This window comes from Sulfurihydrogenibium subterraneum DSM 15120, from assembly GCF_000619805.1.
Taxonomy (GTDB): domain Bacteria; phylum Aquificota; class Aquificia; order Aquificales; family Hydrogenothermaceae; genus Sulfurihydrogenibium; species Sulfurihydrogenibium subterraneum.
In genome coordinates this window covers 107,097-120,722 of the sequence record NZ_JHUV01000008.1, presented here as the reverse complement: position 1 = coordinate 120,722, position 13,626 = coordinate 107,097, and the positions used below count along the sequence as shown (strand labels likewise).

Annotated in this window: 14 protein-coding genes; 6 read left to right on the top strand and 8 right to left on the bottom strand. The window is 30.0% G+C overall.

Annotation, left to right across the window (positions count from 1 at the left end):
* Positions 1 to 43 precede the first annotated feature (43 nt).
* From Q385_RS0101350 to hypF, 3 genes are read left to right on the top strand one after another with little or no spacing between them, the layout of a single operon-like run.
* Positions 44 to 586 carry a HyaD/HybD family hydrogenase maturation endopeptidase gene (locus tag Q385_RS0101350; protein WP_028949936.1) on the top strand — a complete coding sequence of 181 codons (543 nt, stop codon included), beginning with the start codon at positions 44 to 46 and terminating at the stop codon, positions 584 to 586.
* Positions 587 to 2,560, top strand: a complete 1,974-nt coding sequence (locus Q385_RS0101345; RefSeq protein WP_028949935.1) for an acylphosphatase — start codon at positions 587 to 589, stop codon at positions 2,558 to 2,560.
* On the top strand, positions 2,553 to 4,802 hold the full coding sequence (gene hypF, locus Q385_RS0101340) for a carbamoyltransferase HypF (protein WP_028949934.1): 2,250 nt from the start codon (positions 2,553 to 2,555) through the stop codon (positions 4,800 to 4,802). Before Q385_RS0101345 ends, hypF begins: the two co-directional genes overlap by 8 nt.
* On the opposite strand, the gene Q385_RS0101335 is transcribed toward hypF, so the two are convergent.
* From Q385_RS0101335 to rpsU, 3 genes are read right to left on the bottom strand one after another with little or no spacing between them, the layout of a single operon-like run.
* Entirely contained in the window at positions 4,790 to 5,233 is a 444-nt protein-coding gene (locus Q385_RS0101335; RefSeq protein WP_028949933.1) for a CvpA family protein, read from the bottom strand. The two genes, hypF and Q385_RS0101335, sit on opposite strands and share 13 nt — an antisense overlap.
* 15 nt (positions 5,234 to 5,248) lie before the next feature.
* Positions 5,249 to 5,695, bottom strand: a complete 447-nt coding sequence (locus Q385_RS0101330; protein ID WP_028949932.1) for a GatB/YqeY domain-containing protein — start codon at positions 5,693 to 5,695, stop codon at positions 5,249 to 5,251.
* Positions 5,696 to 5,890, bottom strand: a complete 195-nt coding sequence (rpsU, locus tag Q385_RS0101325) for a 30S ribosomal protein S21 (RefSeq protein ID WP_028949931.1) — start codon at positions 5,888 to 5,890, stop codon at positions 5,696 to 5,698. It abuts the gene before it with no gap.
* 117 nt (positions 5,891 to 6,007) lie between these two features.
* Between rpsU and Q385_RS0101320 the strand changes: the two genes are divergently transcribed.
* The 3 genes from Q385_RS0101320 to Q385_RS0101310 are packed head-to-tail and all read left to right on the top strand — an operon-like array spanning position 6,008 to position 8,345.
* Positions 6,008 to 6,916, top strand: coding sequence for a branched-chain amino acid transaminase (locus Q385_RS0101320; protein ID WP_028949930.1), 909 nt, complete (start codon positions 6,008 to 6,010; stop codon positions 6,914 to 6,916).
* Positions 6,913 to 7,494: a hypothetical protein gene (locus Q385_RS0101315; protein WP_028949929.1), complete on the top strand. Its 582-nt coding sequence runs from the start codon at positions 6,913 to 6,915 to the stop codon at positions 7,492 to 7,494. The genes Q385_RS0101320 and Q385_RS0101315 overlap by 4 nt, the downstream gene beginning before the upstream one ends.
* Positions 7,494 to 8,345 (top strand): hypothetical protein, encoded by an 852-nt coding sequence (locus tag Q385_RS0101310; protein ID WP_028949928.1) that lies wholly within the window; start codon positions 7,494 to 7,496, stop codon positions 8,343 to 8,345. The genes Q385_RS0101315 and Q385_RS0101310 overlap by 1 nt, the downstream gene beginning before the upstream one ends.
* On the opposite strand, the gene dnaA is transcribed toward Q385_RS0101310, so the two are convergent.
* The 5 genes from dnaA to Q385_RS0101285 form a co-directional block, all read right to left on the bottom strand.
* Positions 8,332 to 9,672, bottom strand: coding sequence for a chromosomal replication initiator protein DnaA (dnaA, locus tag Q385_RS0101305; RefSeq protein ID WP_028949927.1), 1,341 nt, complete (start codon positions 9,670 to 9,672; stop codon positions 8,332 to 8,334). The two genes, Q385_RS0101310 and dnaA, sit on opposite strands and share 14 nt — an antisense overlap.
* 142 nt (positions 9,673 to 9,814) lie before the next feature.
* Positions 9,815 to 10,102: a DUF2103 domain-containing protein gene (locus Q385_RS0101300; RefSeq protein ID WP_028949926.1), complete on the bottom strand. Its 288-nt coding sequence runs from the start codon at positions 10,100 to 10,102 to the stop codon at positions 9,815 to 9,817.
* A gap of 2 nt (positions 10,103 to 10,104) precedes the next feature.
* Complete coding sequence (fsa, locus tag Q385_RS0101295; RefSeq protein WP_028949925.1) at positions 10,105 to 10,761, bottom strand: fructose-6-phosphate aldolase; 657 nt, start codon at positions 10,759 to 10,761, stop codon at positions 10,105 to 10,107.
* Positions 10,762 to 12,057: a M23 family metallopeptidase gene (locus Q385_RS0101290; RefSeq protein WP_028949924.1), complete on the bottom strand. Its 1,296-nt coding sequence runs from the start codon at positions 12,055 to 12,057 to the stop codon at positions 10,762 to 10,764.
* Positions 12,058 to 13,608, bottom strand: coding sequence for a 2-isopropylmalate synthase (locus Q385_RS0101285; RefSeq protein ID WP_028949923.1), 1,551 nt, complete (start codon positions 13,606 to 13,608; stop codon positions 12,058 to 12,060).
* Positions 13,609 to 13,626 lie beyond the last annotated feature (18 nt).

The window sequence follows — 13,626 nt, the reverse complement described above, 5'->3', positions numbered from 1 at the left end:
GCTTAATAGCAGCCGGCTTTCCTTTTTTATTTTGAGGTGGGCTATGAAGATAGCAGTTTTAGGAGTAGGAAATATACTTTTTAAAGATGAAGGTTTTGGCGTTTTTGCCGTTAAATATTTACAACAAAACTACAGATTCAATCCTGAAATATCACTAATAGATGGAGGAACTGGAGGCTTTAAACTTATTGAGTACTTTCAAGATTATGACTATGTAATCTTACTTGATGTTATCTCTGTTAATGATAGGGCAGGTTCTATCTATAGAATAGAGGGAGAAAATCTTGCAGGATTATCATATTATCACCAAACAGCTCATGAGGTTGAAGTACTTCAGATGATTGATCTTGCAGCATTGGGAGGTAAGTCTGCAAAAGTAATCGTTTTAGGAGTAGTTCCAGAAGACATAACAAAAACAGAAATAGGATTAACATTAACTTTAGAAAATGTATTTCATCCTTTTATAAATCTTGTACTTAAAGAACTCGAAAATTTAGGAGTTAATTATGAGAAAATAAACGATAAATCTATTCAAGATGTTGTCATTGATTTTATAGGGTCATACAACAATTTAAGGAGTTTTTAGATGGATGAGATTACATTGGAAATTAAAATACCATATCCATATCAAAATGATATATTTTTACCTTTGGTAAAAAGAATTGGACAGAAAGAAAATGTAAAAGGTTATGTTGAAAGAACTTCAGAAGGAATAAAGATTGTAGTATCATCAAATGAGGATAAAATAAAGACATTTATGGAGACATTAGGTTCAAAACTGCCTCTATCTTTTTTTATGAATGATGCTTCCGTAAATGTTTTAGAGGAAGAAATCCTAATTGAAGATTTTTACATAAAAAACAAAACTTTAAATATTCTTCCAGTAAATTATGGTCTTTGTCCCTCTTGTACTCAGGAGCTCTTAGATCCAAACAGTAGAAGATACCTGTATCCTTTTATATCCTGTAATTTTTGTGGTTTTCAGTACAGTTATCTGTTTCATTATCCATTTGATAGAAACAATACGATTTTTAAATACTTTCAAATGTGTGAAAATTGTCAACAAGAGTATAACTCAAAAGATAGTTTTAGATATAAGTATCCTCTTACATCTTGTTATGAATGTTTTGTACCTATATCATTTTATGAAGGCAATGAAGAAATCTTATCTTTAAATTCTCAAGCAAATATAAACATACTTTTAAAGTTAGCAGAGTATATAAAAAACGGCAAAGATGTTGTGGTAAAAACTTTAAACGGGTATAAATCTATCTGTAAACAATTTAGAGCAGATTCGTATATCTTAATAACAAATATGGAAAATATAAACAATATTGCGTACTTATCAAACAAAGAAATAAAGCTACTTGCTTCAATAGAAAAACCTCTGGTAAAACTACAACTTAAAGAAGAATTCTCTAGAAAAGAGAATATTAACTTAAATTTTTGGTATGCTAAACTTCCTGATGATCCCATACTAGTATCATTATCTGACTTTTTAAAGAAAAAAGGAATAGATTATGTGTTTGTAAATGAAAAAAATTATTCTTATGAAGCTCCCAGATTAGATTTTGATGTAAAAATAGAAAATCCTCAAAAAGAGCTTAAAGTGGCTGTCGTTCAAGGTATAACTTTAATTTTAGAAGGAGAGAGAGGTTTATTCCCTGCTGTTTTAAAATTAAATAAAGATGTAGAAAAAACCGTTAAATATATAGATTTGGGATGTACAAAAATAGGTAAGAATGAATATCTTATAGATAAGATAGATAAAATTAAAGAGTTAGGAAAGAATGAAATTATAGAGTTGGATAATTACAATCCATATAAACTAGCCATACTGTCTGTTATAGCAGAACATAACCTTTTTGATGAATCAGTTGTCTGTATATATCTCTCAAAGAAATTTGAAAGTGTGATAGCAATAAAAAAATCAGATATAAAACCTCTTATAAAAGTACTTCCTTTAAAGTACTTTAAAAATGAGAATCAAATAATATCTTCAGTGTTAAATGAAATATCAAATCTTTCACCGGAGTACGACAGATTAGTAAAAAGGTACATAGAAAAATTCAATCCTAATGTAGAGAATAAAGATTTGAATGAGAGTTTAGGATTTACCAATGGATTAAAATCTATTTTTAATATTATGGGAAAAATCCTTAATATAGGGGATGTGGATACAATAGAAAGCTTTGCCTTAGATTTTAAAACTTCAAGAGGGCTTATGGTAGATTTTGTAATTAGAGAAGATAAGGGATCTTTTTACATAGATTGGCAAAAGGCGTTGGCTAGTTTGATGTCTTATAGATTAGCTGGAGATGATGAAAAAATAATCTCTTTTTCAATGATAGAAGGATTTTCAGAGTTTATAGAAAACCAAGTAAGTAAAATATCCACAAAGTTTGATACTAAAAACGTAATTATTACGGGAGACTTTTTAAGTAATACAGTCTTAACAGGTAGAATTTTAAAACATCTTAGCAGATATAACTTATTTACAAATAAACTACTTTCTGTTAGTCAAGAAAATTTTGTCTTGGGTGGAATGTTTATTGATTAAGAGAGCTATAATAAAGCTTACTGGAGCTGTTCAAGGAGTTGGCTTTAGACCTTTTGTATACAATCTGGCTAGGAGATATAGACTGAATGGATTTGTGTTAAATGACGGTAAAGGCGTATTTATAGAGGTGGAAGGAGAGGAAAAAGTTATAAAAGATTTTATCCTTTCTATACATAATGAAAAACCAAGACTTGCTAACATATTTTCTCAATCTGTAGAATTTTCTGAAGAATTAAAAAATTACGAAGATTTTAAAATTTTAGAAAGTAATTCTAATACTGAAAAAAACGTTTTTATACTTCCAGATATATCCACGTGTGATGAATGTTTAAGAGAGTTGTACGACCCATCAGATAGAAGATACATGTATCCTTTTATAAACTGTACAAACTGTGGTCCCAGATTTTCAATTATAGAAAAGCTCCCTTATGATAGAGAAAACACCACAATGAAAAAGTTTAAAATGTGTCCTGAATGTAAAAGAGAATATACAGACCCATCAAACAGAAGATTTCATGCTCAACCAAATGCCTGTCCTGTGTGCGGTCCTGAAATTTTTCTTTATACAAAGGATAAGCAACTTATAGCAAAGTCGTTAGAGGCTATAGAAATACTAAAAAGTTTAATTCTTAAAGGAAAAATAGTCGCAGTTAAAGGTATAGGCGGATTCCATCTCGTGTGTGATGCTACAAATGACACATCTGTCTCTACATTAAGAGAGAGAAAGAAAAGATTTGAGAAGCCTTTTGCAGTAATGTTTAAAGATTTAGAAACTATAAAAAAATATGGAGAACCCTCTGATTTTGATGAAATTTTAATAACTTCTGCAGAAAAACCGATAGTCTTAATAAAAAAGAGAGAAAATACTGATTTATCAGATAAAATAGCCCCTGATATAGATAAAATAGGTGTTTTTTTACCTTACTCACCTATACACCATTTACTTTTGACAATTACAGGAAAACCTCTTGTAATGACTTCTGCAAACCTTTCTGATGAGCCAATTGTAAAAGATAACGATGAAGCCTTTGAGAAACTTTCAAACTTTACAGATTACATTCTTGTACATAACAGAGATATAAAAAACAGAGTAGATGATTCTGTAGTTTTTTCTGTTAAAGATAAGATGTTCTTTATACGTAAAAGTAGAGGATATGCACCACTTCCAGTTAAATTACCTTTTAAACTCAAAAATAAAGTTTTAGCAGTAGGAGGACACCAAAAAGTAACTATAGCCTTAGGAATAGATGATAAAGCTTTTATTTCTCAACATATAGGAGACCTAGAAACAGTATCTTCTCGGCAAAATTTTGAAGAAATTATAAATACTTTCTTTGAATTATATAATTTTTTCCCTGACGTGGTAGTATCAGACTTACATCCTTTTTATTATTCAACAAAATGGGCAAAAGAATTTACATCTAACTTTGATATAAAATTAATTCAAGTTCAACACCATTACGCCCATGCTTTATCTTTAATGGCTGATAACCAGATTCAAAACGAAAAAATACTTGCTGTTTGTTGGGATGGAACAGGATACGGAGCTGACGGCAACCTCTGGGGAGGGGAGTTCTTGGTCTGTGATTACACAGGGTTTAATAGAGTATTTCATTTTGATTATTTTAAACTGCTTGGAGGAGAAAAAGCGGTAAAAGAGCCAAAAAGAGTAGCTCTGTCAATCTTGTTTAAAATTTTCGGAAAAGATGTTTTAAATTTAAACCCGACACCGGTAAGAGAGGTTTCTGAAAAACAAATAGAAAGCTTTTATACTATATGGGAAAAAGGATTAAAAAGCCCATTGTCTTCCTCCGTTGGAAGACTTTTTGATGCTGTAGCGTCATTGTTAAATATACGCCAGACTTTGTCTTACGAAGGGCAGTCTGGTATGATAATGGAAAAGTTTTACGATCATACTGTAAAAGACCATTACTCATATGAAATAAAAAATGGACTAATAAAATACGATAATACTTTTATAGATTTGATATTTGACAAAAGTGAAGTATCAGTAAAAGTTTCAAGATTTATAAATACGCTTGTTAGAATTATTTTAGACGTTTCAAAAGAGTTTGACCTGCCAGTAGGGTTTTCAGGAGGAGTTTTCCAAAACAGAGTTCTATTAAATCTTTTGATCGAAAAAGGTAATAAGAAGAAATTTCTATATCATAAAAACGTACCTCCTAACGATGGAGGAATATCTTTAGGTCAAGTTCAAGTTGTATATAATCAGTTTTTATAATTGCTTTTGGAAATAAATGATACGATTTGAGATTTGGATAGTAGAGTGTTTGCAATTTCATTCTTTTCTTTTAAATTAACCAAAAACAAGACACAGGCAACAAAGACAAAAATTCCTAAAACTCCGCCCAAGATTCTATCTCCTAACTTTATGTATTTTTTAGTGTAGATAAATCTTTTTAATACTTTTTCCAGTATTAGACTAAAACCCATTACAGCAAGAATAATAAGTAGAAATGATAAAAAGTTTATTACTGAGGGACTTGCAGAGAAGACATTAGAAAGTATGCTACTAAAGGGTTTATAAAAAGCGATACCTACAAAGATACCGCTAAAAAAACCCAAAAATTTAAAAACAAGATTTAAAAAACCTCTATAAATACCAAGTAGTAAAAAGTATAAAAAAGCCAAGACAAGTATAAAATCAAGCATAATTACTTTTCGTAATTAACTTAACTTTTCTTTAACTATTTTACTTACAACAGACCCTTCAGCTCTTCCTTTAACTTTTTCCATTACTGCCTTAACAACTTTTCCCATATCTTTAACAGAGGTTGCACCAACTTCTTTAATTGTCTCTTCAACTATTTCACTGATTTCCTCTTCTGAAAGAGGTTGAGGTAAAAACTCTTGTACTACTTCTACCTCCTTAAGTTCTTTGTTAGCTAAATCTTCTCTTCCTGCTTGTGAGTATTGCTGATAAGCTTCCTTTCTCTGTTTTACGTACTTTTGAAGAATTGATATAATCTCTTCATCGGAAAGTTCTTTTTTTGAATCTATCTGAACTTTTTTAATCTCTGAGATTAACATTCTGATAGTAGATAATCTATCTTTATCGCCGCTTTTCATAGCGGCTTTCATTTCTTCTTGAAGCTTTTTGAAAAGCTCAGCCATTTACAGCAATCCCTTTTTCTTTAATGCCTTTATTAATCTTTTTCTTGCAGCTCTTTCTTTTCTTTTTCTTTTAACAGATGGTTTTTCGTAAAACTCTCTTCTTTTATATTCTGTTAAGATACCTTCTTTTTCAATAATCTTTTTGAATTTCTTTAATGCTTTTTCAAAATCTCCTTCTACTACGACTGTTGCCATTAACTTTCATACCTCCTAAAATTTAATTAATACAGAATATTTTAACCTTTTTAAAAACAAATTGCAACACAAATATTAAAATGATAAAATTTTTTAACAAAAATCAGGAGGAATTGTATGGGTATAGTTTACTTTGAAAATAAATTTGTGGAAGAAGAAGAGGCAAAAATCAGCATTAAAACAAACTCTTTTCACTATGGAACAGCTGTATTTGAAGGGATAAGAGCTTACTACAACAAAGAAAATGATACTATGTACGGTCTATTTTTCAAAGAACATTACCAAAGACTTTTTAAAAATATGAGAATATTGAATATGGAAATAGAAGAGAGTATAGATGAATTAGTGGAGATAACAAAAGAGTTAGTAAAAAGAAACAACCATAAAGAAGATGTTTATATTAGACCAATAGTTTACTTCTCTGACCTTGCAATAGGTCCAAAGTTAATCGGTTATACTGCAAAGATTGCCATATACACACTCCCACTTGGAGACTACATAGATACAGACAAAGGTATTAAAGCAAAAGTCTCATCTTGGGTAAGACTTAACGATAATATGATTCCACCGAGACTGAAAGTTACAGGAGCCTACGTAAACAGCGCTTTAGCAAAAACAGAAGCATTGTTGGCTGGTGCAGAAGAAGCAATTGTCTTAAATAAAAACGGTTTTGTATCTGAAGGAAGTGCAGAGAATATATTTATAGTAAGAGATGGAAAACTTATAACTCCGCCTGTTAGTGATGATATTTTAGAAGGTATAACAAGAAAAGCTGTGATTGATATTGCATCTGACTTAGGAATTTCTGTTATAGAAAGAAGTCTTGCAAGAACAGAGCTTTATGTGGCTGATGAGGTGTTTTTCTGTGGAACAGGAGCTCAAATATCACCTGTGATAGAGATAGACGGTAGAAAAATAGGAAGTGGAACTGTTGGAGAGATAACTAAAAAGATAAAAGATATCTACTTTGACGCAGTAAGAGGAAAGGTAGAAAAGTATAAAAATTGGATTGTTGAGATAAAGTGAAAAAGGTTTTAGATGTTTTTGAAAATATTATAAATTTTAAAGAAGTTAAAAAAGATATTTACTACTGTGATATTGGGTATGGGGAAAAATTTACAACCATCTCCATGCCTGTATCTAATCCAGATAACCTTATAGAGTACTCCTCTTTACAGCTACTTAAAGAGATAATAAATAGATTCTTAAACATTAGAATGCCAAAAGGATTTAGAATTAGAGTATTTATTTACTCTGAAAACGCAAGAGATTACTTTTTAGATTTTTATAACTCTTCTATTGACTTAAATAATATTCTTTACAACATTGATTTAAAAAATGCTGGATCTGGATACAATTATGTAGGTTTATATAAGTTTTTGCATGAAGATTTTAAAAAAGTTATAAAATCTTCTAAAAGTTCTGGTGTAGATGTAATAATAAAAAACGTTAAAACTAAATATAAACCTGATATAAAAACTATCCTTTTTTTGATAGATGATAATTATGCATTTACAGATAGAATGGATAAAACCTTTTTTACTCCTCATCTGATAAATAAGCCTTTAGCGTTTTTGATGGATTTTACAAATAGGGTATTATAATGATATATAAATTAAACTTTATTATAAAACTTTTAATATCATTAACTTTAGTCGGATATGTCTATTTTTTTAACTATGATTACAAATATCCTCTTTTATTTTTAATTTTGGCTTATACGGTTGGATCTTTTTTAATCAGTCCACTTTTACAACATAAATTTTTAAAATTTTTCGTTTATACCTCTGATCTTGTTATGCTTACTTACTTTTCATATGCGACAGGAAACATTTATTTTTTATTATTTTACTATCTTCTTTTGATTCCTGAAAATAACTTAAAACATATTTTATTCTTAAGTTTAATAACTATGCCCGTTGTTGTTTATAATTTTTACCAAACGAACTTCTATGATTTTTTCTATGTATCTTTTGTTATCGGTGTAAATTTGTTTCTTATTAAAAACGTTTATTTAAATAAAAATTTAAATGAATTAGTATCAAAAAAAATTTCTACTGCCCAAGAGAGTTTTTTAAACTTCCTAAAATGTAAATCTAAATCAGAGTTTTATAAAAAATACTACGAAGTTTCAACAACATTAAACCTTTTTAAAAAAGGTAAAATATCTCCTATGTTTTTTGGTAAGTTTTTGTACGATATATTAAACGCTGACTGTATAATAGTGTATGATTTGGAAAAAAATGATTATTTTAAGTATGGTTGTGAGTTGGATTATAGTTTTATTACTGAAAAATTATGTGATGATAAACTTTATGTAAATAATGAAATAAATAAAGAATTAGGTTTTAAATATATTTTTAGTAAAAAATTTGGTAATTTTTGTTTAGTTATTTTCTATAAAGAATTTGTTCTTGACGAAGATGATATACTAAACCTTATTATGATGCAATAAGTTTATCTTTTAGAAAGTCTACTATCAACTTAAATTTTCTATCTTTATCAATTAAATCTTCTACTTTATTGCAAGCACTTATAATAGTCGAGTGATTTTTCTTTTTAAAGTATGTAGATAGTGAGGACAATGACTCTTCTGTAAGGGTCTTTGATAAATACATAGCTATTTGCCTTGCAATGACCAAGTTTTTATTTTTCTTATCACTAAGTAAATCTTTTTTATCAATTTTGAAGTAATTGCAAACTTCATCTATAATAGTTTCTACAGAAATAGGTTTAATTTCTTTCAGCTCTACAATATCTTTTAAAACTGTTTTTGCTGTTTCAAGGTTTAATGGTCTTCCCATTATCTCACAGTATGCCTTTAATCTTTTAACAGCTCCTTCAAGTTCTCTAACACTTGAGTTTACTATTTTTGATAAAAAGATTGCAACTTCTCGGGGTATTGCTATGTTGTATTCACTTGCCTTTTTATTTATTATACTGATTTTTGTTTCTAAGTCTGGCTTTGTTATTTCCACGATTAAGCCGCTATTAAATCTACTTATTAATCTTTTTTCTATACCTCTAAGACTATTTGGTGGCTGATCTGATGATAGTATAATCTGTTTTCCTGTAGTATAAAGAATGTTAAATATGTGATAAAACTCAATTTGAGTTCTCTCTTTACCAACAAGAAATTGAATATCATCCATCAGTAGTAAATCAACATCTTTGTATCTCTTTCTAAACTCTAAAATCATTCCTTTTTGGATATAAGAAAACATCTCAGATGCGAACGTGTCTGCTGTTGTATATATTATTTTTGCATTTTGATTTCTTTTTAGTAAATGGTATGCAGTAGCATGTAACATATGAGTTTTTCCAAGACCAACATCTCCATAAATAAAAAGTGGATTAAATATTTTTCCGGGATTTTCTGCCACTGCTATACATGATTGGTATGCAACCTTATTGTTATTTCCTATGACCAAGTTTTTAAAAGTTAACTTTGGATTTAAAGTTAGATATCCGTAAAAGTTTTTGTCTTCTTGTTTTTTTTCTTCCTCTTTTTTTTGGTTTTTTATCTCTTTTAATGAAATAACTTTGATATTAACATCTTGTCCTATCACTTTTTTAGCAGATGAAGTTATATCTTCTAACAAATCTGCTAAAATCCATGTTTTATATACATTATCTGGTGTATATATATATAAACTGTTGTTTTTGATTTCTACATTATCTAATCCAGAAAGTAAGGAATATGTGTTTTCATCCACTTTTTCCTTCAAATCAGCAAGGACATTAACCCATATTTTGTTTGTGAAAATTTCCTTGCTTTCCATTTTAACCCTTTTATTTTATTTTGGGGTTTTCATTATATTAAAAATTTTTAATAGATAATAGAAAAAAATTTTTGACAATAAAAAATTTTGTGGTAGAATTAATAGGATAAATTTAAGAAAAAAATACTTGAATTTTAATAACTTATATAATATATTTAGTTTTTACATACTCTTTTAACTCTTCTCTTTTATCTGTAATAACAAACACTTCTTGAACAGTTGAACCTTTTTTTATTAGTAGTTTTGCTCCCGATTCTGTATCATACTGGTAAGTTATTACCTTTCTACCGCTTTGTGCTTTCGGACTTGTGTATATTCTACCAGGAATTGCTGATTTTATAAGACCCTCTTCGACGAGGGTCTGTAGGTCTTTCTCAAAATCTTCTATTATTGAATGCTCTCTTTTTATACCTTTTTTTCGGTACTTCATCTTTAAAAAGGTTTTTCTGGTACACTTTCCCAGTCTTTTAAAAATCTTTCTAATCCTATATCTGTTAATGGATGTTTTGCAAGTTGAGATATTACATTGTAAGGTATTGTTGCTATATCTGCTCCTATTATTGCAGATTCAAGAACATGTATCGGATTTCTCACAGATGCTACGATTATTTCTGATTTAAAACAGTAGTTTTCTTTTATTGTCTTTATCTGCCTTATTAAATCCATTCCTGTATGGCTTATATCGTCTAAACGACCTACAAAAGGTGATATGTAAGAAGCTCCTAACTTCATAGCAAGCAGTGCTTGTGCAGGTGAAAAAACAAGTGTTACATTTGTTTTTATTCCTTTGCTTTCAAAATATTTTACAGCTTTTAATCCTTCTACAGTCATTGGTATTTTTATTACTACGTTTTTTCCAAGTTCTGCTAATTTTTCACCTTCTCTTACCATTCCTTGAAAGTCTGTGCTTGCAACTTCAAGGCTCACAGGTTTATCAGGAATTTCACTTAGAATTTCTTTAACAACTTCCATAAATGGTCTTTTTGTTTTTGCTATCAATGTAGGGTTTGTGGTAACTCCGTCTAAAAATCCTAAACTGTTGGCTTTTCTTATCTCTTCTATATCTGCTGTGTCAATGAAAAACTTCATCTACTTTTCACCTCCTATTGTTTTGTATGTATCGTAGAATCTTGTGTTTAGCCATTTTATATCAAACCATTCTACAGGGTTTACTTCTATACCGTTTACTAAAACACCATAGTGTAAGTGGTCTCCCACGGCTAAACCAGTAGCTCCTGTTTTTCCGATAAGTTGTCCCTTGACTACTTTTTGTCCTTCTTTAACATTAATCTGGCTTAAGTGAGAGTAAAGAGTATAGACACATAAACCATGGTCTATTATTACACTGTTTCCGTATATGCCTAAAAATCCTGCAAAAACAACTTCTCCATTGTTAGAAGCTTTAACATTGGCATTTTTTACAGAAGCAAAATCAAATCCTTTGTGATATGCGTCTGCTCCTTCTATTATTTGACCGTTATACCTGTATTTTCTATAGTCTGCAAAACCACCCAGTTTGGCTGAGTTTTCCAAATATATAAATTCTCCTTCAAACATAGGTTTTAAGTTTTTACATTCTGATGATTTTTTGTGTATTAAATCTTCGTTTCTTTTTCTAATTTCTACGTTTACATACCTAAAAAGGTCAACTGGATTGTTAAAGTTTTTATCTGACAATGGTTTTACTTTATTTTCTATAAAGTTATCATCTATATCTAAAATAGATTTTGCATAAGTTATCCATTTTATATTTATTCCTAAACCTTGCTTTATATCATTTCCTGCATAATCAGATACGTTCAAGATTATAGGTTTTACACTATCAAAGTAGTATGGAATGCTAAAAGGACAGATATAAGTCTGATTTATCTTTAAACATTTAAAGTTAACCTCACCTACATTAACATTTGCATCTTTTAGTTCTTCATTAGATTGGAAAAATACAAATCCAGTTCCACCATTTATCATATTTTGAGTGTAATTTACTATTGAGATGGTAGGTGGCGTAAAATCAAAGTTAATTTCTTTTTCTAATATAGCTTTGTTTTTAAGTAAGGATTTATCTGTTGCTTCTACTATTATGCTTCCTTTACCTTCTAAAAATCCATAACTTTTTGGATTTACTTTAATTTTTATCTCTTCCTCTTTTTTACCGTCTAAATTAGTGCTGTATATTTTTACAATTTGATTTCCTTGTTTTAAAAACACCTCTACGCTGTTTAGACCCGGTTTTTCATCTTTTACATTAACATCAATAATACCTTCACTACCTAAAGAGTTTAAACCTTTGTACTCTACTATTGGTTTTGAAAAGTTTAGAATTCCGCTAAAATAAGCTAAACCGAAAATTAAAATAAAAAATAAGAGTACAAATAGCTTTCTCATTTACACTCCTTCTGATATCCTTTTTTGTAAAAATGCCTTTCTTGCAGTGTATTTATTGTAAGCATCAACGTAAGCTTTTAAACTTGCTTCTATAATGTCTGTTGATGTTCCTTTTCCAGAGGCAACATAATCTGTATCATCAAATCTAACCAATACTCTAACTTCTCCCATAGCATCTTTACCTGAAGATAAAGATCTTATAGTGTAATCTAAGAGCTTTCCTTTTATATCCAAGGCTTTCTCTACTGCATTAATTACGCTATCTATCGGTCCATCGCCTGAAGCTGTGGATACAATTTCTTCTCCGTCTTTTTCTATTTTCACTGTTGCTGAAGGTATAACGTTATCTCCACTTACGACGTGGAAGTAGTTTACTTTTACTTTATTTTCAAAGAAAGAAAACTCTTCTAATATCAATGCTTCTATATCTTCATCAAAAACTTCTTTTTTCTTGTCTGCAAGTTTTTTAAACTTTATAAATAGTGAGTCTATCTCTGCATCTGTTAGATTGGTGTATCCCAACTCCTGAAGTCTTGTTTTAAATGCGTGTCTTCCTGAGTGTTTTCCCAATACTATTTTTGATTTAGGAACTCCAACATCTTCAGCTCTCATTATTTCGTAAGTTTCTCTATGCGCCAATATTCCGTGTTGGTGTATACCAGCTTCATGGGCAAAGGCGTTATCTCCTACGATTGCCTTGTTTGGCTGGACAAAACTTCCAGTGATTCTACAAAGTAATCTGCTTGTCTTATATATCTCTTTTGTGTTTACAGTTGTGTAAATACCTTTAAAGTAGTCGTGTCTGACTTTTATAGCCATTACTACTTCTTCTACAGCTGCATTTCCTGCTCTTTCTCCAATACCGTTAACTGTAGCGTGAACCTGCCTTGCTCCGTTTTTTACAGCTGATAGAGAGTTTGCCACTGCTAAACCAAGGTCGTTATGACAGTGAACACTTATAACAGCTTTGTCTATATTTGGAACGTTGTTTTTTATATCTGCTATAAGCTGTCCAAACTCTTCTGGAATGGCATAACCTACAGTATCTGGAACGTTTATAGTTTTAGCTCCAGCTTTTATAACAGCTTCAAAAACTCTGTATAAAAACTCTCTTTCCGACCTAAAAGCGTCCTCTGCTGAAAACTCAACGTCGTCTGTGTATTTTAAAGCGTACTTTACAGCTGCAATAGCCCTCTCTACAACTTCATCTGGTGACATTTTTAATTTATACTGCATATGGATTGGAGATGTTGCTATAAATGTATGTATTCTTCTATTTTCAGCTGGTGTAAGTGCTTCTCCTGCTTTATCTATATCAGACTGTAATGCTCGTGCCAACGAACAAACTTTAGCATTTTTTATCTCTTCTGCTACTCTTTTTACAGCTTCAAAATCTCCTTCTGAAGCTGCAGCAAATCCTGCCTCAATAACATCTACTCCTAACTTTTCAAGTTGTAAAGCCATTTTTACTTTTTCTTCAACTGTCATAGAAAATCCGGGAGCTTGCTCTCCATCTCTTAAAGTTGTATCAAATATAATCAACTTCTCCATAGTATCCTCCAATAATTT